This window comes from Novosphingobium sp. B 225, from assembly GCF_002198665.1.
Classification (GTDB): Bacteria; Pseudomonadota; Alphaproteobacteria; order Sphingomonadales; family Sphingomonadaceae; genus Novosphingobium.
Window position 1 is genome coordinate 22,456 of the sequence record NZ_MWLM01000066.1, and the last position, 24,194, is coordinate 46,649.

Here is a 24,194-nt window from a genome sequence, read left to right on the forward strand (position 1 = left end):
GGCTTTTTAAACCGACTCCGTTCGCATCGAGCGCAGTCGAGATGCCGCGCGCAGGTGTCTCGACTACGCTCGACACGAACGGGGCCAGGGTTTGATGGCTAGGCCGCCTTCAGCGTCGGGACTTCGCTTTCGCCCAGCAGGCGTGCCAGCATCACTTGCTGGCGGCGGACCTGTTCGACCGAATCCGGTTCCTCGGCATCCTCGATCCAGCGGTTGCCTTCATACTCCGAGCAGATGTAGCCGGTGTAGCCGCCCTGATTCAGCACCGTGACGATCTCGTCATAGGGGATACTGGGTTCGACATAGTCGGCGGTCATTTCATAGAATTTGCCGTGCACGTTGTGGATCATCGGCATGTAATCCAGCATCCGCTTCGGCTCGAACGCGGCATTGTGGCGCAGCGTTTCGGCCATGGCGATTGCCGGGCCGGTGCCGCCCATGTTCTGCACTTCAAGAATGACGTATTCCGACAGGACCCGATCGTCATAGGCCTTGATGATGTAGTCGGCGATGTGAGGCGGAACGCCCAGCCGCTTGAACTTTTCAGCCCAGACGGGCGGGAAGTGCTGCAGGAACATGCCCATGTCGGGCAGAAACCCCAGCGCCGGGCTGCCGCTCTTCTGAAACATTTCGGCCATGCGGATGATCCACGGGTGATCGAAGTGCAGCGGGGCGTGGACTTCGGTCAGCAGCTTGATGCCCTTGTCCTCGGCAAAGGGCGCGGCGGCGACCAGTACTTCGGGGGCGATCGAGACCAGACTGCGGATATAGGGCATGCCCAGCATCGCGCCGAAATCGATGTCCTTTTTCACGCTGGCGACCTGCTCGTCAAACGGCATCGGCCGGCCCTTGTAGCGCTTGTAATCGAGCATGTAGTCGTGGCTGACGGGCACGCAATCGTACTTCGCGATCAGCGCGTGCCAGTTGTCGATGTCGGCCTGGGCTACGCCGATTTCGGGCCAGCCCCAGAAGCTCTGCTCCCCGATCACTTCGATCCCGCGCGCGCCCAGTTCGGCGGAGACGCGGATGCAGTCTTCCAGGGTCATTTTGCCCTGGAAAGTCTCGTTTTGATAGGAATAGAGGCTGACGCCCCGCTTGATCGCACTGGTCACTTGGTCACCTCTCCACATGGGTGCAACACGTCTGTCGGAAGCGGGAAGGGCGGCGTGCCCGGTGCCCCGGTTGGCAGCATCTTCCCTGGGGCCACAACCCTAATTGGAATGAATATTCGTATATTTGCCAACAGGGGTCAAGTGGCAATTTGCGGCGGAATTCCGTCTGCTGCCACGCATTGACAGAATTAGAATTATGATTATCGTTAAGCGCGAACCGCCGTAGGGGAGAGAATCAGCGAATGCCACCAGCTGTGTGCCGCGCGCTTATCGCGGCGCTCTGTTTGCCGCTTGCCGCGTTCTTCGGCTTTGTCGGCTGGTACAAGGCTTTCGCCACCTTGGCAGACCTTGCCGCGCACAATGCCTTTACCATCCATCTGCCGGTTCTGCTGGGCAAGGCGCTGGGCTGGTTTGAAATGGCCGGAGCGCTGGTGCTGGTTCTGGGTTCGATCTTTGGCCGCTTGCGCCGGACGCAAATCTCGTTCGCACTGGCACTGGCCGCTGAACAGATCGTTTCCTCGCTGATCCACTGGCGCCATGGCGAACTGGGCATGATTGGCCAGAACAGCCTGCTGATCGCCGCGCTGCTGGCCATTGCTTTGCTCGGCCGTCGCCTGCTCTCACTTCCGGCCGGAGCCTGACAATGCCCTTCGAAATTTCGGTCAACCTTGAATACATGTTCCACGAAGCGGGCGAGCGGCTGGAAGATCGCATGGCCGCCGCGGCTGCGGCCGGGTTTCGCAAGGTGGAAATGTTCACAACTGCGAACCGCGACGTCGCCAGCTTGAAGGTCGCTTTGGCCGCTTTTGGTTGTACGCTGGTTTCGACCGTCACCGACCCGCGCATCCAGCTGGTGATGGAAGCCCAGCATGAAACCTTTCGCGAGATGTTTGCCAAGGCCGCAGCCGAAGCGGCGGAACTGGGCGCGGCGCAAGTGGTCGTCCCTTCGGGATCTGCGGTGCCCTATATGAAGCGGCCGGTGCAATTGGCAATCGTGGCCAGTGCAATCGGCAGCGTCGTTCCGGTGGCGGAGGAACACGGAATCACTATCCTGCTCGAACCGGTCAACACCCGCAAGGACCACCCCGGCGTGCTGTTCGGCATGACCGAGGACGCGGTGGCGGTGATCGAACAGGTGAACAGCCCCAGCGTGAAGCTGCTCTACGACGTCTATCACTCGGTCACGGAGGGTGAGGACCCAGCCGTAATCCTCCCGCAGGTCGCGAAGCATGTCGCGCATGTCCAGGTCGCCGACAATCCGGGGCGGGGCGAGCCGGGATCGGGCACGATCGATTGGCCTGCGGTGCTCGCCCTGCTCACTCAGACTGGTTATGCGGGGCCGATCGGGGCGGAATTCACCCCCACCGGCCCAGATACCGTCGCCGCACTGGCTTACCTGCGCGGACTTTGCGCCTAGAGCCTGATGGCATAAGATTGATCCGTCCAACCCCTGCGGGGCGGGCCGATTTTGCTCCGTGGACAGCGTTGCTCGTCGATCACGATTCTAGGGTCAGGACCTAAAGCTGGGCGAGGATCACCGGATCGGTGATCTTGTCATCCTGCGCCAGCAGCAGCGCCTTTGACAGGATGATCGACAAGGTGCGATCGCCCTCAAACGGCAGCCAGATGCGGTCTGCGCCAACGGAGGATTTGGGCACGATACAGATGTGCCGTCCGCCGCGCGAACATGCGCCCGAACCAAGGTGGATCTCATAGCGATGGCGCGTACCCTGGACGATCAGGGCATTGGCTTCGAGTGACAGTTGCTTGGCAAACTTCAGCCGGGGCACGATCCGTTCCAGCATGGCGCGGCGGCGCTTGCCGGATTCGACCAGATTCGCGGTGTTGGTGTGCCGCCAATAGGCATCGGCCACGCCGCGCCGCCACTGGTTGGGATGGGCCGCGTCCTCGCCCCCGTCGAGCCACTGCGGGTCGGCCGCGATCGAGGTGACGGCGGTAAACAGGTCACAGTGCCGCATCACTTCCGAAAAGACCACGGCGGGCACCTGTTCCAGCGGTATCGGTTCGCCGCGATCGGGGCCTTGCGCTGAATCCTTTGCCCCCGGGGCAACCCGGTAGAAGCACACCCGATCGGTCGCGACATAGCTGTAGGCGGCGCTATCGTTGACCTCGGGCGATTCCCCGCCCGCGCCTTCGGCCCAATATTCGGCCAGCAGGCCATGTTCTGGGATCAGGATGTGCCACGGCTTGTCGTTGGGCGCATCGACCCACATCCGGTGGGTGACGTTCCAGCCGTTGATCCGCGCCAGGGTCATCGCCTGATGCTGCTTGAGGATGTGCGCGGCCCAGCGATTGGTGTAGGTCCGCGTCGCGCGTTCGGCATTGGTCAGTGCATAGACCTCGCGCCAGACCTGCGCGAACGGCTGGGTCAGCTGCAGAACCTCCAGCCGGTCACGCCAGGCTTCCACCGCCTCGATCGTATCGTCCATCGGGTGCCACAGCCGGATCGTCGCCCCGGCAATGACAACCGGCTGGCCAGCAACGTCCAGCAGAGCTTCACCGGCTTCATCTGCCAACGCCGCACGGCGGGTGCCGTCCGCAGCTTCGACCCACCACACCAGTTTGCGGGCCAGCGCGCGGGTCAGCGGATGATCGAAATAGCGCGCCTGCCACTGCGTTGCGGCCCAGCTGCGATCCTTGAGGTACAGCTGCTGCAGCCGCTGCGGCTGGATCGATAGATCGGCCTGCAAGTCCTTCAGATCGTCGCGCAGTTCCTTGTAGGTCTCCTTTTCCGCTTTCATTGCGGCGGACGGACCTTTCAGTTCGGTGCCTGCCGCATTGAACCAGCGCAGTTCTGCATCGGCGCCCGACACAGCCAGCAGCGCATGGCCGCTTTCGAAATCGACCTTGCGCGTGCCTTGCTGGTCAAGCCCATGGGTGGGCACGGTGATCTCGTCCAGCTCGGCACGGGACATGCCCGCACGCGCGGCAGCGGCGTTGAGCTGGCCATCGATCCGGGCCTTGATCTTGGGATACTTGGTCCGCGCCAGCACCCGCGCGAGATAGGGCACCCCGGCCCCGTCCGGCAGGTTCGCCAGCGCCCAGACGCAGGCATTGCCCAGCTTCTCACAGCGGATCCCCGCGCCCTTGCGCGTGACATAGCACTGCTTCAGCGCATAGTCGGCCAGCACACTGCCAACCTGATCGGCAGGCAGCAAGTGCGCGATATAGATCAGCGTGCGGATGTGCTGTTCGCCAGTCACGCCGAACATTCCGGCATAGGGACTGCTGACTGCCGTGATCCGCGCCAGCTGCTGGACCCACAGTTCCGGCGGGAGCAGCGCGAACACGGCGCGGGCATCCTTGATCCATTTGGCGGGCGGTTCGCTCTTGGTTTCGATCTGCTGGGCCAGTCCGGCCAGATGGCGCAGCACTTCAGGCCGGGTTTCAGCAAACGGCCGCAGCGCTTCGCGCTTGTCATGCAGCATCCGCGCCCGGTCCAGGAAGCATCCCAGATAGGAACCGGCAAATGGGTCATCCTGGCCCGTATAATTGTTGGCGATCCCGCCTTCGCGCAGCAGCCGCAGCACCAGCTGGTTCCGCGCCGGGCCTTCGGGCAGGGCCTGACCCGCATCGGCAATGGCGATGAGCTTGCCCAGCAGCGCATCGTGCGGGCCGGTGTAGAGCCGGGGTTCCATCAGGTTGCCAAAATGGCGTTCGAACTTGTCGAGGTGCTGATAATAGCCGATTTCGAACGGTGGCAGATCCAGTGGGGGCAGGGCTTCCGGCGCGACAGGAGCTGCGGCGGTGCCGATCGGATTGCCGCGGATTGCGGTTTCGACATCACCGGCCCAGGCGGCATACTCCGGCCGGCCAACCAGCAGCGCCAGTTCTTTAGCGGTCGCCCCATCCGGAAAGCGGCTGACGGTTTTGATCAGTTCGCGCAGGATCTGGCGGCTGGTTTCCTTGTGATGCTTGCCATCGTTACCCAGCAGCCACACCAGCCGTGCATGATCGCGGTCCGGATCGGGCAGTTCGATCGCACCTTTGGCCAATTCATAGGCCAGACTGTCCAGCTTGGGCAGTCCGCGATTCCCCTCGCCATAGCAATGCGACCAGCGGCCATCGACCTTGCCGAGATAGGCCAGGTTATCATAGCCGCGCGGCGTCACGATATAGCTCAGCAGGAATGACAGCGCGGCGCCGCGTTCGGTCTTGTCCCCGCCCAGCAGGGTTTTCAGCGCCGGCGGGAACGCGGCACGGTTGCCGTAAAGGGCTTTGCCATCGTCGAGCGTATATTCCAGAGCCGGGCCAAGCAGGGGGCCAGCCTGCGCGAACAGTTCGGCGCGCACCGCGGTGACTTCGGTTCCCTGCCGATCCCATTTGCGCATTGTCGGCACTTCGGTCCGGTCGATCCCGGCCCCGGCAGTTGCGCTGTCGATGAACCGCAGCATATTGATGAAGCCGTTTGCTTCGGATCGGCACAGCGCGTCGATCATTTCGATCGCTTTGGGCCGCAGCTGCGCATCGAGCGCGGCGTGCTGCAGCACCAGGGCAAGGAATTCGGTACTCCAGCACTGGTCGATGCGCAGGTGGGGAACAATCCGCAGATAATTGTCCAGCACCAGCGCAAGCTGCTGACCGGTCACAGGCCAGACGGCCTCAGCGCGCTTGTCCAGGTGGTCCAGAGCTGCATTCATCACGCCGATATAGGCGCTGCGCAGGTTCGGCTCGCGGGCTTCGCGGAACACCAGCGGGACCATGAGCCCGTGCAGGCTGGCAGCCAGTTCGCACAGAAGATGGGCCGGGGCCTGTGTTTTGAGCAGTTCCTGGCCGAACTCCCGGCCGGCCCGTTCGGCGGTAAAGCCGCTGGCCAGCGCGGTACCGGAAAAGTGGCTGATAACCTGCACCGCCAGACGGGTGGCAAGGGGCTCGCGCGGTTTTGCCTGGGATGCCGGTTCAGGGCTCGGCGGGGCCGCACGGGGCTGCGCTGGCGGCGGTGCAAAGGCTTGCGGTTGCGGTTGGGCTTGCGGTTGGGCTTGCGGCGGGGCGGGGCGCAGTTCGGCGCCGTCCTTGGCCCACTGCTCCATCCGCTGCGAAAAGCCTGACGGCACCTGCGGGGGAGCCGTGCGGCGGCCGAACCCGCCGGTCGGGCGCGGAGCCTGGCCGGAGGCTTGCTGCGTGGCATCGTTGATCCGGCCCAGAATCTTGTCGAAAAAGCTCATCGCATCATCCTCCCTGCAATGGGGTCAGCAACAGGAAGGTCGCCTCGCCGGTGCGGTCGAGTTCGATTACCTGATCCAGGCTATCGGCCTGCCGATCATCGAGCAGGACGAAGAAGCTGTTGTCGAGAAAGCCCTGTTCCGCGGCGTCCAACAGGCGCTCGCGCTGAGGCAGGGTGCCGGTCTTGCAGGGTGTGAACAACGTGGCGCGCAGCCCTTTCTCAGGGCCATTGAGCCGCCATTCACGGCTGCCCGAAAGGCCGTTGGCCGCTTCCTCTTCTGCTGCGCGCGCGGCTATCAATCGCGCTTCGAGTGCATCGGTGGCAGCTTCGAGTTCCAGATCGACCCGGGCATGGATCAGTTCGCGGACGGTAATGCTGGGTCGCAGCAGCGGGGCCTTGCCGCGCACCAGCCGTTCACCTCCAACCTCGTCGATCAGCAGCATGGATCCCCTCCAGTCGGGAGAGCCATATGTCCGGTATGATTAAGATTTTATGGCTTTGGGCCGGGTCAGGTTGCTCTCTGGCCAGCAGAGCACGACCAGGATCTGCAGGATCAGCAAGGCCATTACCCCGCCGTAATAGGACCAGCGGATCATGCTTCTGGCCAGGTCGCTGACTGCCCCCGGATCATACCGCGCGGCGGCCAGCATAAAGGCGATCCCGGCCGTGCCCACCGCCATGCCCAGCTTGGTCGCCAGACTGATCCCGGCAGAAAGCAGTCCTTCCTTGCGCGTGCCGAACAGGTGTTCGTGAAAATCGACGGTCTGCGCGATCATCGCAAAGGCCGATGTAATGGTGATCGAATTGGCGAGGCACGCGATGATGTAGACAGCCAGGAACAGCGGTGGCCTTGCTTCCAGCAAGGGCAGTACGGCAAACAGCGCAGCGGCAATTGCCAATGCGCCAGCCGTGCCCAGCCGGATTCCGGTTCGCGTCAGGATCGCCGGTGCTACGAAGGCGGACAGCAGCAGCATACCCGCGACCGCTGGCAGCATTACCGATATCAGCCACGGCTGGCGCAGCACGTCGATCGCGAAATAGACCGTTATCGCCATCATCCCGCCAAACCGCACGAAATAGAGCAGGCAAGTGAGAAAGGTGACCAGCCAGGCCCGGTTGCGCAGCATCCGGCCGATTTCAGGCAACAGGGCAAAGTGCGGCGGGCTTTCGTCCACCACTCGTTCCCGGCAATTGCGATACAGCGCGGTGATTGCGAACAGGCCGATCACCGCAAACAGTGCGGCCGCCACGCGGTAGCCTTTCGGATCGTTTTCACCGCCGAACTGCGCCAGGATTGGCTGAACTGCTGCCGTGCCCAACACCACGGATACGGCCGTGCCGATCGATCGCATTCCCCCCAGCTTTAGCCGTTCGGACTGGTCTGTGGTCATCATTGGCATCAGCGCGGTATAGGGAATCGCGCCAAGGCTCATCAGGATTCCCAGCGCCTTGAAGGTCAGGAAAGCATAGACCAGCTGGGCGGTCTGGCCCCATGGCGGGACCATGAATACTGCCACCGAAACCAGAGCATAGGGCAGCGCAGAAAACAGGAAATAGGGCCGGGTGCGTCCCCAGCGGGTGCGGGTGCGATCAACCGATACGCCGACCATCAGATCGATCACTGCGTCGAGCAGCCGCGCGACCAGAAAGATCGTCCCCACCGCCGCCGCGGGAAGCCGCACCACGTTGACATAGTACATCAGCAGAAAGCCGCTCGCCATATTGTAGGGCAGGCTGAAGCCCATATCGCCAAAGCCATAGCTCAAGCGTTCCTTCAGGCTCAGCGCCCTAGCGGTTCCAGCCATGGCCGCTCTCCCGGTTCGCGGCCCCGCGCGCCGCCCCATGGCGGCTGCGTTTGCCTGGCAACTTGACTTGCTGCTATTTTATTAGAACATGTATTCTCATTGGCTGATGATCGCGTCAAGCCGCTTGGCGAGGATCAGCCGACCTATCGAGGGCATGGATAGGAACGCTCCACCTCTTTGGCGAGCCGCTTGCGCACACTCTGCTATGGGGCATTGCAAGCAGCGTCGCCGCAGCGGCGCATATGAGATAAGGAACTGGGGATGAGCCGCGTTACCGAAATCCGCTATGTCGGCTATGGCGTGACTGACCTTGAAGGTGAACGTGCCTTCTATGCCGACAGCTGGGGCCTGGAACCCGTGCCTTCGGACGATGGCATGGCCTGGTTCAAGGCACCGGGGCATGATGAACATCACGTGGTCCGGCTGCGGCAGGCGGACGCAAACCGGATCGACGTGGTGGCGCTGGCGGCGGACAGCCGCGCCGATGTTGAAGCATTGTGCGAACGGGTCCGCGCTTCGGGCGGGCGGATCGTCCACGAACCGCGCGATCTGACCACGCCGGGCGGCGGCTATGGCTTTCGCTGCTTCAACCCGGATGGCCTGCAGTTCGAGATTTCCAGCGACGTTGCGCGCGGCGCCTCTCGCCCGGTTGAACGCTGGGAAGGGCTGCCGGTCAAGATCAGTCATATCGTTTTCCATTCACCCGATCACAACGCGCTGGTCGCCTGGTTTGTCGATGTGCTGGGCTTCAAGGTGTCGGATTGGCTGGGCGATTTCATGGTGTTCCTGCGCTGCAATTCGGCGCACCACCGCATCGCCTTGCTGCCGGGGCCGCCGTGTCTCAACCATGTGGCCTATGATATGACCGGGATCGACGGCATGATGCGCGGCGGGCACCGGCTCAAGGTCAAGGGTACGCCGATCCAGTGGGGGCCCGGGCGGCACACGGCGGGCGACAATGCCTTCAGCTATTTTGTCACCCCCGGCGGCTTCGCAGTCGAATACACCGCCGAGCTGGAGGAAGTCGATTTCGAAAGCCACCAGCCGGTGGTTTACACCCCCGCCCCCCTGGTGATGGACCAGTGGGGGATCGGCACGGGCGGCCCGCAGACCATGCCGCATCCTGAGCCCAATCCCGGGCTGTTTGTTGCCGTGGAGGCTTGATCGATGGCCCTGTTTGAACCCTTTCCGAACTACATCTGGAACCTGTCGGTCGCGATCGCGATGGAAAGCGGGGCGCAGATGGGCGAAGTGGTCGATGTGATCGCCGCCGCCAAAAGCGCGGCCGGGGAAAGCGCCGATGCGGGGACGCAGGCGTTCATGCAGGCGTGGATGGCCAAGGCCGATACGCTGATCGGGCTGGCGGACGAGGACGCAGCCAGGGGCCGCAATTTCTCTGCCGGGCAAAAGCTGGAACGCGCCGCGCTCTACCTGCTCAATGGCGAGCGGATGCAGGCGCATGGTTCGCCCGGGCGGCTGGATGCGTTCAAGCGGGCGCGCGAATGCTTCGATCGCGGCATGGCGCTGGGTCAGCGCAATTGCGAACGGGTGGAAATTCCGCTCGGTAACGGTGCGGTGATGTCGGCGCTGTGGGTTCGTGCACCCGGTGACGGCAAGAAGCCCGCAGTGGTCTATTGCAACGGGCTCGATAGCAACAAGGAGCTGCTGTACTGGTCATGGTTGCCCCATGCGCTGGCGCGGCGCGGGATTTCCACGCTGTGCGTCGATCAGCCGGGCACGGGCGAAGCGATCCGGCTGCATGGCTTGCCTGCCACCGCGCATTCGGAAGAATGGGCCAGCAAGGCGGTCGATTGGCTGGAACAGCAGCCGGAAGTTGATGCCAGCAAGATCGGCATGACCGGGATCTCGCTTGGCGGGCACTATGCCCCGCGCGCGGTTGCCTATGAACCGCGCTTTGCCAGCGGGGCCTGCTGGGGCGCGAACCACAACTGGCACGAGGTCCAGTACGGCCGTCTCCAGCGCGAGGGCGAAAACCCCGTGCCGCATTACTGGGGCCACGTAATGTGGGTGTTCGGCGCGAGCGACATGGATGACTTCTTCGAAAAGACCAAGGACATAAACCTCAATGGCCACATGGACCGGATCAAGGTGCCGTTCCTGGTCACCCACGGCGAAAATGATCGTCAGATCAACGTCAAATACGCCCACCAGGCCTACGAGCAACTGGTGAACAGTCCGCGCGCTGAACTCAAGATCTTCACCCCGCGCGAAGGTGGGGTTGAGCATGTCGGGGCGGACAACATGGCGTTCGGACGGGACTATATCGCCGACTGGTTCGCCGAGACTTTGGGCGGCGCGGCAAGCTGACAGCGGCGCGCGCCAGCCCAACCTATCGATCAATCAATATCGAAGTCATCTGCGCAATCGATGCGATGGGATTGACTTTGCTGCTATGATATATGAAATCAGCATTCTAGTTTTAAGCATTCTAATATGATCAACTCGCCAACGGGTGATCATTTGCGATCCTTTTGAGGGGAGGACATACCTGTCATGACCAAGCACACCATCCGCCGTGTCCTGCTGGCCAGTGCCTGCAGTTTCGCCGTTTCCGCGCCCGCCTTTGCGCAGGCTGCGGACGAAGCAGCCGACACCAACGAAATCGTCGTTACCGCGCAGAACCGCACCCAGAACGTCAACGACGTGCCGATCGCGATTGACGTGATCAGCCAGGAACAGCTGGCCGCATCCGGTTTTGGCGGGATGAATGATATCGCCAAGATATCTCCGGTGGTTCAGCTCAACCAGGATCAGGGCACCGTCAAGGTCACGGTTCGCGGCGTCGGCACCTCGTCCAACGATGAAGCCCAGGACACCTCGGTGGTGGTCAATATTGACGGGGAATACGTCAACCGTCCGAACGTCCTTGGCATCGCCATGTTCGATATTGACCGGGTAGAAGTGCTGCGCGGTCCCCAGGGGACGCTTTATGGCCGCAATTCGACCGGCGGCGCGATCAACTTCATTACCCGCAAGGCCGGTAACGATTTCGGGATCAATGCCACGGCCAGCTATGGCAACTACAACGCACTGCGCCTTGATGGTGGCGTCGATCTGCCGCTCAGCGGCATGGGCGGCCTGCGCGTTGCCGGGTTCTATGAAGAGCGTGACGGCTATGTCAGCCATCCAGCCCGGGCCGCGTTCGGTCCGTTCCCCGCTTTTGGCGGCGGCCGGTCGGATGACAATCAGTCCTGGGGTGGTCGCGCCTCGCTGCGGCTTGACCCGACCGACGCCCTGTCGATCAGCCTTTCGGGCGAATATGCCCGCCGCGAATTCACGCCGCAGGCTTTCGCTGCGGTTGATCTCAACGGCGCTGGCAATGGTGGCGGGGCCGGATGCCTGAACACGGGCTATGTGCGCGTTGCACCAGCTTACACCCAGACCCTGTGCTCGCCGCGCAACACCAACTTCCTGTCCACGATCAATCGCGCCAACTTCGCCGCCCCCGGCTTTGGTCTGGGGGTTGTGGGTGAAGATACCTATGCGGTGCGCGGCCGGATTGCCTATGAAATCAGCGATGCAGCAACCCTGACCTATACTGGCGGGTTCCGGAGCTATTCGGGTGACGAAGACAGCTATCGCACTCTGCCAATCTCGTACCGGTCTTACACCTTTATGGATGAAGCCCGGACCCACAGCCACGAACTGCGCCTGAACGGCCAGATCGGCGGTGTGATCTATCAGGTCGGCGGCTTCTATTTCCGCGAAAAGCAGGACCGTGAAAGCGGGTTCATGCTGCCGATCGGTCCAAATGGCACGTTCCTGTCCTATTTCGGCCGCGACGTGACCAGCGAAAGCCGGTCCCTGTTCGGTCAGGTCGAAGTGCCACTGGGCGAAACGCTGACCGCCGTGGGCGGCCTGCGCTATACCGATAGTGATCGCAAGGCGATCTATCGCAATGCCTCGCCGTTCGGGGCAGGCCCGCCGGATTCGACCCTGTTCAACGCAGGCCCGGCCCGCAAGGCGTTCTCGGCGATGCGTTATCTGGTGACGCTCAATCTCAACCCTGCGCGGGAAGATAAAGTCACCTGGCTGGCGGGGCTGAACTACAAGCCCAATTCAGACACGCTGGTCTTCATCAAGGCGTCAACCGGATTCAAGGCCGGCGGGTTCGATTCGATTGGCGCTTATCGCCCGGAAACCAATACGGCGATCGAAGCTGGCTGGAAGCAAAGCTTCGGTCCGGCCGGGCAGCACCAGTTCAACCTTGGCGCGTTCCACTATGATTATAAGGACCTGCAGGTATCGGTGCTGCTGGATACCACGGTGGGCGGCCAGACTTTCAACGCTGGCAAGGCGAAGATCTGGGGCATCGAAGCGTCGGCCGATTTTGAGCTGAGCGACAACGACAACTTCCACGCTTCGGTCAACTATCTCAACGCCGAATACAAACAGCTGCTGGCCCAGTTCAACGTCTATACCGTGCCGGGCACCGGGGCGGACGTGAACGGCGTGGGCGATCTCGACCCGACTACGCCGGGCGTGCAGCAGCCGAACTTTGCGGGCAACCGTCCGGCTTTCTCGCCGCAATGGGTGATCACCATGGGCTATGACCATGTGTTCGACATGGGCAGCGCCGGCACGTTGACTGCCAGTGCCAATACGACTTTCAAGAGTTCGTATTTCACCGATTTCTACAACAACCGCGATGGCCGGCAGAGCGCATTCTCACAATCCGACCTCAGCCTGACCTACAAGCCCGAAAACGGGAAATTCACCGTCCAGGGGTTCGCCCGCAATCTGGAAAACAACCGTCCGCTGACTTACGGTAGCTTTGTGTCGGCTGGTCCGGACGATATCTTCAACTGGCAGTTCGGCGCGCCGCGCACTTACGGGGTGCGGGTGTCGGTCGACTTCTAGGTCTGGATTGGAATGAGGGGGGAAGGGGTGACCTGCGCGTCGCCCCTTTTCTCGTTTTCAGGCGACGATCAGCCACGGCCTGGCAGCAGCGATCATCGCACGGGCAGCGGTGCAATTGGGAGAGTGATGATGAAGCGAGTGCCCGGAATTGTCGCCGCACTGGCTCTGCTGGCCATGCCGCTTTGCGCCGCCGCACAGCCGGTATCAGTGCCGACCAAGGCCCCGGCCGAACCGGGCGCGATCCCGCTGTATGGTGACCAGACCCCAGGTTCGGCCAGCAGCGAGGTCTGGGGGCTGATGGGCGGCAGAGTGCTGGGCGTGCGCAACGTTACCCGACCCACGCTGACCCCGGTGCTGCCCGCGCGCGGCAAGGCAAACGGCGCGGCGGTGGTGGTCGCGCCGGGTGGAGCATTCATGGGGCTGGCGATCGATCACGAGGGTTGGCAGGTCGCCCGTGCGCTGGCTGCGCGCGGGATCACTGCTTTCGTGCTGAAGTACCGCCTGATCCAGACCCCGGTGGCCGAGGCCGAGGCCGGTAAGTTCATGGGCGCAATGCTGATGAAGGAAATCGGCCACCCGATGGAGGGCGAACTGCTGAAGCAGAGCAAGGCCCCCGAAGACGCCCGCACCGCGCTGGCCATGGTCCGCGCCAATGCCGCGAAGTGGGGGATCGATCCCAGGCGCGTCGGGATCATCGGTTTTTCGGCCGGGGCGATGACTTCGCGCCGGGTCGCGCTGGATGCCCCGGCGGGCGAGCGGCCCGATTTCGTCGGCTACATCTATGGCCCGCAAGACGCGGAGCCAGTGCCAGCCGATGCCCCGCCGCTGTTCGATGCGATTGCGCTGGATGACGGTCTGTTCCCGTCCAAGGGTTTTCCGATTGCGGCGGGCTGGCTTGCCGCCAAGCGTCCGGTCGAGATCCACGGCTATCAGACCGGTGACCACGGCTTTGGTCTGGGCAAGCCGGGCACCACCACCACGCTGCTGATTGATCAGTTCACCGCCTGGCTGGCGATGCAAGGCTTCCTCAAACCCAAGGCTGCGAAATGACGCTTCCGTTTTCAGCTGATCCGTTTGCCGATGCCAGTGCCCGCGAAGTCCATGCGCTGGAGGAGGACTACGCCGCGCAGGGGTGAAAGTTGGCACCCGGGATCGCCAGATCCCAGGGCCTGACGGGACTTTTCGGGAGAGAAGACAATGACCATTCGCTCAGCCGTGCTGCTTGCAGCCCTGCTTGCCTCCAGCGCCGGGGTCGCTCCGGCGGCTCTGGCCGAAGAGCCTGCGCCCAGCGATGCGGCATTCCAGAATCCGCCGGGTGAAGCCCGCCCGCGGGTGTGGTGGCACTGGATGAATGGCAATGTCACCCGGGACGGGATTGCCAAGGATCTTGGCTGGATGGCCGATGTCGGGATTGGCGGGGTGCAGAATTTCGATGCCAGTCTGGGTACCCCGCAAGTGGTGGAAAAGCGGCTCTCCTACATGACGCCCGAATGGCAGGACGCGTTCCGGTTTGCTGTGCATGAGGCAGACCGGCACGGGTTGGAACTGGCGATCGCGGCGTCGCCGGGCTGGTCCGAAACCGGCGGACCGTGGGTGCCGCCGCAGGACGGGATGAAAAAGCTGGTCTGGGCCGAAACGCGACTGCCCGGCGGGAAGCGTTTCAAGGGCAAGCTGGCCGCGCCGCCTGCAGTGACCGGACCCTATCAGAACGTGCCATTCGCGGAAGAATTGCCGGGTATTTCGGGCGATGTGGCCAAGGTGCCACAAATGGGCGGGCTCGTAGCGGTGCTGGCCGTGCCCTTGGCAGGCAAGCCGCTGCCCCTGCCCGGCTATGCCCTTGCCGATGGCACTGCCTTGCCCGCTGCCGCCTTGGCCGATGCCGATTTTGCCAGTGGCGCGAAAGTGCCGCTTGGCAGCGATCTGAATGCGTCCGTGACGATCACCTATCCGCAGGCGGTCACCGTGCGTTCGCTGCGCTTGTTCATTCCGGGGCTGAAACCGCCGTTCCGGGGAACGCCGCTGCGTGCCGATCTGGACGTGCGGGACGGGGCGGGGTGGAAGGTGCTGGCGCAAGTGCCGATCACCAGCGTGGCGACTACCCAGTCCGTCCCCACCACCACCGCGCGCGAATTCCGTCTGCGGCTGTCGGACAGCGGCGATCACGGCAATCAGGACCTGCTGGCCGCTGCGCCTGGCGCAATCGCGGTTGATTTCTTCAGCAAGGGGCCGCTCACCGCGGTGCAGCTGGCCGACCTGCAGCTGTTCGCCCAGCCGCGTGTGGCGCGGGTGGAGGAGAAGGCCGGGTATGAGACCGTGCTCGATTACACCGCAATCGCCGATGACGACGCGGCCGCGGCCGGGCTGACCGACGCGCAGGTGATCGACCTGACGGGCCGCGTGGGTACCGATGGCGCGCTTGACTGGACTCCGCCGAAAGGCAGCGACTGGCAAGTGCTGCGGTTTGGCTGGTCACTGACCGGCAAGACCAATCACCCCGCCACTGCCGAGGCGACCGGGCTGGAAGTAGACAAATTCGATGGCGCGGCAGTGCGGCGCTATCTGGAAACGTACCTTGGCAAATACCGCGCGGTGGTGGGCGATGCCATGATCGGCAAGCGCGGACTGCGCGCGTTGCTGACCGATAGTATCGAGGTCGGCAAGGCCAACTGGACCCCGCGAATGGAGGCCGAATTCAAGGCCCGCCGCGGTTATGACCTGCGGCCATGGCTGCCGGTGCTGGCCGGGACAGTGATCGGATCGCCCGCGCAAAGCGAGCGCTTCCTGTTCGACTGGCGGCAGACCCTGGCCGATCTGATGGCCGATCAGCACTATGCCACCATCGCCAAGGTTGCCCGCGAACAGGGCCTGACGCTCTATGGTGAGGCGCTGGAAGACAAGCGTCCGGTGCTGGGCGATGACCTTGCCATGCGCCGCCATGCCGATGTGCCGATGGCGGCGTTGTGGACCTGGCCCAAGGGGCAGCAGGTGCGTTCCACTCTGGTCGGCGACATGAAGGGCGCTGCGTCGGTTGCGCATGTTTATGGCCAGCGGTTCGTTGCGGCGGAATCGATGACTTCGGTCAACGCCCCGTGGGATTTTGCCCCGCATGACCTGAAGCCGGTGATCGATCTGGAATTTGCCAGCGGGATCAACCGCCCGGTGATCCACACGTCGGTTCACCAGCCGCGCGACGATCTGCAGCCGGGGCTCTCGCTTGCGATCTTCGGGCAGTATTTCAATCGCCACGAGGCCTGGGCGCCGCTGGCTCGGCCCTGGGTCGATTACCTCGCACGCACGTCCTACCTGCTGCAGCAGGGCCATAATGCAGCGCAAGTGGCGTGGTTCATTGGCGAGGAAGCGCCGGTGACCGCGCTGTTCGCCGATGCGCCGCCACCGGGGCTACCCAGCCGCCACGCCTATGACTTCGTCAATGCGGCGATGCTGGGTGATGCGTTGACGGGGGAGGGGGCCGAACTGGTCAGCGCGGCAGGCGCGCGGTATCAGGCGCTGTATCTTGGCGGCACCTCGCACCAGATGACCTTGCCGACTTTGCGGCGGTTGAGTGCACTGGTGCGCGGTGGGCTGACGCTGATCGGGAACAAGCCCGCCGGCAGCCCCAGCAAGGCCGATGACACCGCCGAATTCGCGCGGCTGGCCGATGCGCTGTGGGGCGGTGACAGTGGCAAGGGGCGGGTGATCGCAACGGCCGATCTGGATGCGGGCCTGACCCAGGCGGGGATTGCGCCGGGGCTGCGGTTTGACGGGCCGGGCGCTGCCTTGCGCTATGTCGAACGGCGGTTTGACGGGGGGCGGCTGTTCTTTGTGTCCAACCCCGGCGACACGGTGCAAGTCACCGCGCGCTTCCCGGTCACGGGCAAGCGGCCCGAATTGTGGAACGCCGAAACCGGCAAGGCCAGCGCGCTGAGCTATACGGTAGAGGGCGGCGAAACGCTGGTCCCGCTCAGCCTGAACCGCGATGACGCCCTGTTCGTGGTGTTTCGCGCGGGTACGGCGGAAACTTCGGCGAAAGTGCCTCAGCCTGGGCTGGCCGCACCGACTGCGTTGACCGGGCCGTGGCAGGTGCTGTTCCAGCCGGGACGCGGCGCACCGGCAATGGTCAAGATGGACCGCCTGACTCCGCTCGATCAGAGCAGTGAGGCCGGGGTGCGCTATTTCTCTGGCGTGGCGAGCTATTCAACCACGTTGACCACGCCCAGGGGGTGGAAGGCTGGCCATCCGCTATGGCTCGATCTGGGCCGCGTGGGCGATGTGGCCGAGGTGTGGCTCAACGGGCAGAAGCTGGGCGGGCTGTGGCGCGCGCCGTGGCGGATCGATCTGGGGTCGGCGGCGCGGCCGGGGCGCAATGCGCTGGCCGTGAAAGTTGCCAACAAATGGGTCAACCGCCTGATCGGCGATGTCCAGCCGGGCGCGCAGCCGGTCGCCAGGCTGGCCGCGCCGGGCTATCGCCCTGATGCCCCGCTGCGCCCCAGCGGGCTGATCGGGCCGGTGACCGTGCAGGTGCAGGCGCGGTGATCCCGGCAAATCGATAGGCTGGGATTTGCCGGATCGAAATTGCCATTCCTGTCTGTTCGCTCGCCAAAAGGCCTGATAAGCCTTGCGCGATACAGCGCGGAATCAAGCCGCGCGGGGGAGAATGGGATGCCTGCACCTGCCGACAATCGCCGGTCGATCTATTGGGCAAGCGTGCTTGCGCTGTTCACTGCCGCGCTGGCCAATTCGCTGCGGGTGGGGGCATCGGGAGCGATGCAGACCGCCTTGCTCGATCCGATCGACCCCGATCATTCGGGCGAGATGATCGGCACCGTGCTGGGCAGTTCGTTCCTCGGCTTCGCGCTCAGCCTGCTGGTGATTTCGCCCCTGCTGGACCGGATCGGCGCGAAAAAGGTGATCCTGTTCGCGTCCGCCTGCTTCGTGGCCGGGCCGCTGCTGGTGCTGGCTTCGGCTTCGGCTGGCAGCTCGGTCTATCTGCTGCTTAACGTGGCGATGGTTATCTGGGGGTTCGGCTGGGGCGCGACCGAAGGCTCGGTCAATCCGCTGATCACCACGCTCTATCCCGATGACAAGACTGGCAAGCTCAACAGCCTGCACGCCTGGTGGCCGTTCGGACTGATCCTGGGCGGGCTGGCCAGTGTGGTTCTGTTCAAGCAGTTCGCCTTTGACTGGCGCGTGGCGATTGCCATTCCGATCCTGCCCGGCGCCGCGCTGGCGCTGATGGCCTCGCGGCTGGACTTCCCGCAAACCGAAAGTGCTGCGCAAGGGGTCAGCTTCAACGAAATGCTGGCCGAACCGTTCAAGCGCCCGTTCTTCTGGGTGTTCTTCGCCATCATGTTCCTGACCGCCTCGACCGAGCTGGCGCCGGGGGCCTGGGTCGACGTGACGCTCAGCGAGACGGTGGGCATGCCGGGGATCCTGGTGCTGGTCTATGTCAGCGCGATCATGTTCGTGATGCGGCACTTTGCCGGGCCGCTGGAACACCGTTTTTCCGATATGGGCCTGCTGTGGTTCTGCACCGTGCCTGCCGCGATCGGGCTATACCTGCTGAGCACCGCCAACAGCCCGGTCACCGCGCTGGTCGCCGCGACGCTATGGGCCTTCGGGGTGTGCTTCATGTGGCCGACCATGCTGGCCGCCGTATCGCGCCGGTTCCCGCGTTCGGGGCCGTGGGGGATCGGGCTGGTCGGCTTTGCGGGCGCGCTGGCGATCTATTTCGTGCTGCCCAAGCTTGGCCAGATCTATGATCAGGCCAAGCTGGCCAAAGCCGGCGGGCAGGATGGCTTTGCCGCGCTGGCCAAGGGTTCGCCGCAGCTCCACGAAGTGCTGGCCCATGCCGCCGAAGTCTCGTTCCGCACCGTCGCGGTGATCCCGGTGGTGCTGTTCTTCGTGTTCGGCGCGGTCTGGCTGTTTGAGCGGGGCCGCAAGACCAAATGAAAGTCGGCATCAACCTGCTGCTGTGGACCGGGCACGTCACCGAAGAGCTTGCGCCGCAATTCCGCGCGCTCAAGGAAACCGGGTTCGACGGGGTCGAGGTGCCGATTTTCGACGCTTCCGATCCCGGCCACTACGCGCGGCTGGGCAAGCTGCTGGACGATCTGGGGCTGGCGCGCACCGTCACGACCACCATCCCCGACCCCGCGCACGATCCCACCAGCACCGATCGCGCCGCGCGGCAGGCCGGGCATGATCACCTTGCCCGCGTGGTCGATTGCTGCGCGGCGCTGGGGGCAGAGGTGCTGGCCGGGCCATGGTATCAGCCGCTCGGCGTGTTCAGCGGCACGGGCGCGAGCCAGGGCGAGCTGGAACGCTGCGCAGAGGTCCACCGCCGGATCGTTCCGCGCGCGCAGGCCGCCGGACTGACTTGCGCCCTCGAAGTGCTCAACCGGTTTGAATGCTACATGCTCAACACCGTCGATCAGGCCAGCGCCTATCTCGACCTGCTGGGCGAGCCGGGCATCGGCATCCATTTCGATACGTTCCACGCCCATATCGAGGAGCGCGACAGCGTGGCCGCCGTGACCGCCGCGTGGAACCGGGGCCAGCTGAAGCACGTCCACATCAGCGAGAACGATCGCGGGGTCCCCGGCAAGGGGCAGGCGCGGATTGCCGAGACGATCCACGCGCTCAAGGCGCTGGGTTACGACGAGTGGCTGACGATCGAGGCGTTCGGCGGATCGGTGCCCGATCTGGCCGCCGCAACCCGGATCTGGCGGCCGTTGTTCGCCTCGGAACAGGAAGTTTACAGCGAAGGCCACCGGTATATCCGGTCGTGCTGGGAGGGAGAGTGATGATGCAAGAATTGCTGGCGATGGACCGGCGCGGCCTGATGGCCCGGGCGCTGGTACTGCTGGGGGCGAGCGCATTGCCCGGATGCAAGGAGCTGGGCGGTTCCGCCGCCTGGAAGGAACTGTCTGCCGAGCATTTCAAGCTGCTGACCGCCTTTGCCGATACCCTGATCCCGCAGACCGACACCCCCGGCGCGGTCGCGGCGGGCGTGCCCAAGGTGCTGACCCAGATGTATCATGACTGGGCTTCGGACGAGACCCGCGAGGCCCTGACCGGCGCACTCGACCGGATCGATGCGGGCGCGCGCAAGGCCAAGGAGAAAGGCTTCACCGAACTGACCCCGGCTGAGCGCCAGACCTTTCTGGCCGCGCATGACAAGGCCGCATTGGTCGAAGTGCCGCCGCCTTCCGATGCGCCCAAGGGCAACCCCTTCGTTCCACCCGTGTCTGTGGCCGACAATGGCTATCACAAGCTCAAGGAGCTGACGGCGGTGACCTATTACACCACCCAGGCCGCGCTGACGACCGAGCTGGCCTACGAACACGTCCCCGGCGGCTGGACCAGTTCGGTCAAGGTCACCCCAAAAACCAGACCTGCCGTCACTTTCGGAGCATTCTGACATGGCATTCGATGCAATTGTAATCGGTTCGGGGATGAGCGGCGGGATCGCCGCCAAGGAACTTACCGAACGCGGCCTGAAAGTGCTGGTGATCGAACGCGGCAAGATGATCGATCCGGCCAAGGATTACATGGATCACCTGATGCCGTGGGAATTGCCCAACAACAACCAGATGCCGGAAGCCGAAGTGGCCGAACACTGGCCGATGCAGTCGATGTGCTATGCCTTTGGTGCGGCTACGAGCAAGTTCTTCGCGAAAGACAGCGAGCAGCCGCTGTCCACACCCGAAGACAAGCCGTTCGCGTGGATCAAGGGCGATCACCTGGGCGGGCGGTCAGTAATGTGGGGGCGGCAGACATATCGCCTGTCGGACATCGATTTCGGCGCCAATGCCAAGGACGGGCACGGGGTCGATTGGCCGATCCGCTATGCCGATCTCAAGCCCTGGTACGATCATATCGAAGAGTTTATCGGCGTTGCCGGTTCGAATGAGGGGCTGGAACAATTGCCCGATGGCAAATTCCTGCCCGCCTTCGAACTCAACGATGCCGAAAAGCAGTTCAAAGCCTCGGTCGAACAGAAATTCCCCGGCCGCAAGGTGATCTCGGGCCGGGTTGCCAATCTGTCCAAGGCGCAGCCGCAGCATGAAGAACTGGGCCGCACCAGCTGTCAGGCGCGTTCGATCTGCGAGCGTGGCTGCCGGTTCGGGGCGATGCATTCAAGCCTCACCTCATCATTGCCCGCCGCGCAGCGCACCGGCAACCTGACGATCGTGACTGATGCAATTGTCCATTCGCTGGTGCAGGACCCCAAGACCGGGCGGATCACCTCGGTCAAAGTGATCGATGCCAAGACCAATGAAGGGCGTACCTACGAAGCGAAGCTGTTTTTCCTCAACGCTTCCACGCTGGGTTCGGCGCAGGTCCTGCTCAATTCCGCCAACGAGGCCAACCCGCGTGGGCTGGCCAATGGTTCCGATCAGGTTGGCCGCAATCTGATGGATCATATGTACGGGCTGGCCACGGTGGCGGCATTCCCCGGGCCGGAAGACAGTTATTACCATGGCCGCCGCCCGACCGGGATCTACATCCCGCGCTTCCGCAACGTTACCGAAGCGGCGGACGGCTATGTGCGCGGCTTTGGCTATCAGGGCGGCGTTTCACGCGTCGGCTGGCGGCAGATGGCGCTCCAGCCCGGCGTGGTTGGCACCGAAATCAAGGCCCGCGCCCATACCCTGGGCCCCTGGACGGCCATGATCGCCGGGTTTGGCGAAGTCTTGCCCAATCCGGACAACCGCATGACCTTGCACGCCACGCGCAAGGACAAGTGGGGGATTCCCGTTCCCCATGTCGAATATGCGATCGGCCCCAATGAAAAGGCGATGATCAAGCACATCTTCGACGATGCCCGCGCCATGCTGGAAGCAGCCGGCGGACAGGTGATCCTGCAAACCAAGGAACCGGCCACCCCGGGGCTTGGCATCCACGAAATGGGCAGCGCGCGGATGGGGCTCGATCCCAAAACCTCGGTGCTGAACAAGTTCAACCAGGCGCACGAAGTGGCCAACCTGTTCATCACTGATGGTTCGGCAATGACCTCGTCCGGGTGCCAGAACCCGTCGCTGACCTATATGGCGCTGTCGGCCCGCGCGGCGGATCATGCGGTGCAGTTGCTCAAGGAAGGACAGCTGTGATGCTGCGTTCGTTCGTTCTCGCCGCCGCCGCCGCGCTGGCTCTGCCCGGCATGGCCCAGGCCAAGGGTGCGCCGTTGCTCGATTGCCCGCTGCGCGATGCGCCCTATTCGATCGATACGCCATTCGTGGACTTGCTGCTCAATCCGGCAGCGAAGCAGGCGGTGCAGGACGTGACCGGCAAGGATCCGACCCAGGGTCCGCCGATCTTTGTTGGCACCAAGGCCCCTACTTTTGCTGCGATTCTGACAATCAAGGAAGCATTGGCCTTCGTTGGGGGTGATCTGTCCAAGCTCCCCGCGCTCGATGCGAAATTGCGCACGATCCCGGTAACCGGTGCCGACAAAGTCGCGCGCTGTGAACGCTACGACAGTGTGGTGCCGAAGCTGACTGTGCCGAAGGGCAAGGGGCCGCGCCTGTTGCTGTTCGACAAGATCAATGGCTTTCGTGACGAACCTTCGGTCAACGCCGCGCGCGATGCCCTGACCGCGATGGCCAAGCGCCAAGGCTGGCGGATGGCGGTGACTGACAAGGGCGGGGCGTTCAATGCCAGAACATTGGCGCAGTTCGATGCGGTGATCTGGAACAACATTTCGGGCGACGTGCTGACGCTGGGCCAGCGCAAGGCGTTCCAGCAGTTCCTGCAGAGCGGCGGCGGCTTTGTCGGCCTGCACGGCAGCGCGGGCGATCCGGTCTATTTCTGGGATTGGTATCCCGACAAGCTGATCGGCGCGCGCTTTGCCGGGCACCCGATGGACCCGCAATTCCAGGAAGCCCGGATCGCGGTGAACAAGCAGCACCCGCTGGCGGCGAATCTGCCGGCCGAGTGGCGGATGACCGATGAGTGGTATTCCTTCAAGACCAACCCGCGCGCGGTGGGCGCGAATGTGCTGCTGACGCTGGATGAAAGCACCTATACCCGGGTGAGCCGGTTCGGTGAACCGCTGGACATGGGCGCAGATCACCCGCTCGCCTGGACGCAGTGTCTGGGCAAGGGCCGGATGTTCTACTCCGCAATCGGACACCTGCCTGCGACCTATGCACAGGACCAGAACGTCACGCTGATGCGTGATGCGATTGCCTGGGCGGCGGGCAAGGGGGACTGCCGGTAGGGCGCGTGCGTACTTAGTCACACGCTCAAAAGACCGCTCATGCTGAGCTTGTCGAAGCACCCGCCTGTTGCGGAGAGGCTGCGTGCGCGCGAGGGTCCTTCGACAGGCTTAGGATGAGCGGGATCGGGATTGGCTCGTTCCCCGCGATGTTGAGCGCTGTCCTACAAGCCCGCAATGTGGCATGGACGGGACATGATCCGCGCCATTTTCTCTACCGTTTCAGGCCAGCATGGCACCGTGTTTCGCAGCGTGACAAATTTTCACAGGACCGTGTCCAGTGTGTCCAGTCGTTCAGTCCGGGCGGGAGTCAGCTGAACGATGGAGGGCGCGGTGGTCCCCGATTCGGAGCACAAGGGGCTGGTCGCGCGGCTACCCCAGCCGCTGCGTAACTTTGCGCTGCTGGCCCGGTTTGACCGGCCGATTGGCTGGTGGCTGCTGTTCTGGCCCGCCGCCTGGGGTCTGCTGCTGGCCGGGGGAGAGGGGCGCTGGGGCCTGCTGGGCTGGCTGCTGCTGGGCTCGATCGCGATGCGCGGCGCGGGCTGCGTCTATAACGATATTGTCGATGCCGATCTGGACCGGCAAGTCGCCCGCACCATGGCTCGCCCGGTGGCAAGCGGCGCGGTAAGCAAGCGCGCAGCGTGGGTCTGGCTGCTGGCGCTGTGCCTGATCGGGCTGGCGGTGCTGTTGCAGCTGCGCTGGCAGGCGCAACTGGTCGCCCTGGGCAGTCTGGCTCTGGTCGCGGCCTATCCTTTCATGAAGCGGATCACCGGCTGGCCGCAGGTCTGGCTGGGGCTGGTCTTCACCTGGGGCGCGCCGGTGGGATGGATCGCGCTGCGCGGTGACCGGCTGGACGTGCTGGCCGCGCTCTATGCCGGGGCAGTGCTGTGGTGCATCGGCTATGACACGATCTACGCCTGCCAGGACCGCGAGGATGATGCCATGGTCGGGATCGGCTCCTCTGCATTGTCACTGGGCGGGCGGGTGCGGGG

17 protein-coding genes are annotated in these 24,194 nt (G+C 63.8%); 13 read left to right on the forward strand and 4 right to left on the reverse strand.

Annotated features, from left to right (window positions below; all coding sequences use genetic code 11):
- Window positions 1-98 precede the first annotated feature (98 nt).
- Window positions 99-1,112 (reverse strand): sugar phosphate isomerase/epimerase family protein, encoded by a 1,014-nt coding sequence (locus MNBBLIKP_RS14645; RefSeq protein WP_088311014.1) that lies wholly within the window; start codon window positions 1,110-1,112, stop codon window positions 99-101.
- A 242-nt stretch (window positions 1,113-1,354) separates the two neighbouring features.
- Between MNBBLIKP_RS14645 and MNBBLIKP_RS14650 the strand changes: the two genes are divergently transcribed.
- Both MNBBLIKP_RS14650 and MNBBLIKP_RS14655 read left to right on the forward strand, forming a co-directional pair.
- Window positions 1,355-1,753, forward strand: a complete 399-nt coding sequence (locus MNBBLIKP_RS14650; RefSeq protein ID WP_140420618.1) for a hypothetical protein — start codon at window positions 1,355-1,357, stop codon at window positions 1,751-1,753.
- Window positions 1,754-1,755: 2 nt separating this feature from the next.
- Entirely contained in the window at window positions 1,756-2,529 is a 774-nt protein-coding gene (locus MNBBLIKP_RS14655) for a TIM barrel protein (RefSeq protein WP_088311016.1), read from the forward strand.
- Between the two features lie 100 nt (window positions 2,530-2,629).
- On the opposite strand, the gene MNBBLIKP_RS14660 is transcribed toward MNBBLIKP_RS14655, so the two are convergent.
- Genes MNBBLIKP_RS14660 through MNBBLIKP_RS14670 form a run of 3 tightly spaced genes read right to left on the reverse strand, consistent with a single transcriptional unit; the run spans window position 2,630 to window position 8,102 of the window.
- Complete coding sequence (locus tag MNBBLIKP_RS14660; protein WP_088311017.1) at window positions 2,630-6,298, reverse strand: DUF4132 domain-containing protein; 3,669 nt, start codon at window positions 6,296-6,298, stop codon at window positions 2,630-2,632.
- A 4-nt stretch (window positions 6,299-6,302) separates the two neighbouring features.
- Window positions 6,303-6,740: a hypothetical protein gene (locus tag MNBBLIKP_RS14665; protein ID WP_088311018.1), complete on the reverse strand. Its 438-nt coding sequence runs from the start codon at window positions 6,738-6,740 to the stop codon at window positions 6,303-6,305.
- A 39-nt stretch (window positions 6,741-6,779) separates the two neighbouring features.
- Window positions 6,780-8,102, reverse strand: coding sequence for an MFS transporter (locus MNBBLIKP_RS14670; RefSeq protein WP_088311030.1), 1,323 nt, complete (start codon window positions 8,100-8,102; stop codon window positions 6,780-6,782).
- A 261-nt stretch (window positions 8,103-8,363) separates the two neighbouring features.
- On the opposite strand from MNBBLIKP_RS14670, the gene MNBBLIKP_RS14675 reads away from it, so the two are divergent.
- From MNBBLIKP_RS14675 to MNBBLIKP_RS14725, 11 genes are all read left to right on the forward strand, one after another.
- Window positions 8,364-9,266, forward strand: a complete 903-nt coding sequence (locus MNBBLIKP_RS14675) for a VOC family protein (RefSeq protein ID WP_088311019.1) — start codon at window positions 8,364-8,366, stop codon at window positions 9,264-9,266.
- Between the two features lie 3 nt (window positions 9,267-9,269).
- The gene (locus MNBBLIKP_RS14680; RefSeq protein WP_088311020.1) at window positions 9,270-10,430 is read left to right on the forward strand and encodes an alpha/beta hydrolase family protein; all 1,161 of its coding nucleotides are present in this window, start codon (window positions 9,270-9,272) and stop codon (window positions 10,428-10,430) included.
- A 186-nt stretch (window positions 10,431-10,616) separates the two neighbouring features.
- Window positions 10,617-12,983: a TonB-dependent receptor gene (locus tag MNBBLIKP_RS14685; RefSeq protein ID WP_088311021.1), complete on the forward strand. Its 2,367-nt coding sequence runs from the start codon at window positions 10,617-10,619 to the stop codon at window positions 12,981-12,983.
- A gap of 126 nt (window positions 12,984-13,109) precedes the next feature.
- Window positions 13,110-14,033 carry an alpha/beta hydrolase gene (locus MNBBLIKP_RS14690; RefSeq protein WP_140420619.1) on the forward strand — a complete coding sequence of 308 codons (924 nt, stop codon included), beginning with the start codon at window positions 13,110-13,112 and terminating at the stop codon, window positions 14,031-14,033.
- Between the two features lie 147 nt (window positions 14,034-14,180).
- Window positions 14,181-17,516, forward strand: coding sequence for a glycosyl hydrolase (locus MNBBLIKP_RS14695; protein ID WP_088311022.1), 3,336 nt, complete (start codon window positions 14,181-14,183; stop codon window positions 17,514-17,516).
- Window positions 17,517-17,642: 126 nt separating this feature from the next.
- Complete coding sequence (locus MNBBLIKP_RS14700) at window positions 17,643-18,932, forward strand: MFS transporter (protein ID WP_088311023.1); 1,290 nt, start codon at window positions 17,643-17,645, stop codon at window positions 18,930-18,932.
- Window positions 18,929-19,786 carry a sugar phosphate isomerase/epimerase family protein gene (locus MNBBLIKP_RS14705; RefSeq protein ID WP_088311024.1) on the forward strand — a complete coding sequence of 286 codons (858 nt, stop codon included), beginning with the start codon at window positions 18,929-18,931 and terminating at the stop codon, window positions 19,784-19,786. Before MNBBLIKP_RS14700 ends, MNBBLIKP_RS14705 begins: the two co-directional genes overlap by 4 nt.
- A complete protein-coding gene (locus tag MNBBLIKP_RS14710; RefSeq protein WP_088311025.1) occupies window positions 19,786-20,403 on the forward strand; it encodes a gluconate 2-dehydrogenase subunit 3 family protein in 618 nt (205 codons plus the stop codon). Before MNBBLIKP_RS14705 ends, MNBBLIKP_RS14710 begins: the two co-directional genes overlap by 1 nt.
- A gap of 1 nt (window position 20,404) precedes the next feature.
- Window positions 20,405-22,096 (forward strand): GMC oxidoreductase, encoded by a 1,692-nt coding sequence (locus MNBBLIKP_RS14715; protein WP_088311026.1) that lies wholly within the window; start codon window positions 20,405-20,407, stop codon window positions 22,094-22,096.
- On the forward strand, window positions 22,096-23,205 hold the full coding sequence (locus tag MNBBLIKP_RS14720) for a ThuA domain-containing protein (RefSeq protein ID WP_088311027.1): 1,110 nt from the start codon (window positions 22,096-22,098) through the stop codon (window positions 23,203-23,205). The genes MNBBLIKP_RS14715 and MNBBLIKP_RS14720 overlap by 1 nt, the downstream gene beginning before the upstream one ends.
- 318 nt (window positions 23,206-23,523) lie before the next feature.
- Window positions 23,524-24,194: 4-hydroxybenzoate octaprenyltransferase (locus MNBBLIKP_RS14725; protein WP_088311028.1), on the forward strand; the 671-nt coding region annotated here is incomplete at its 3' end.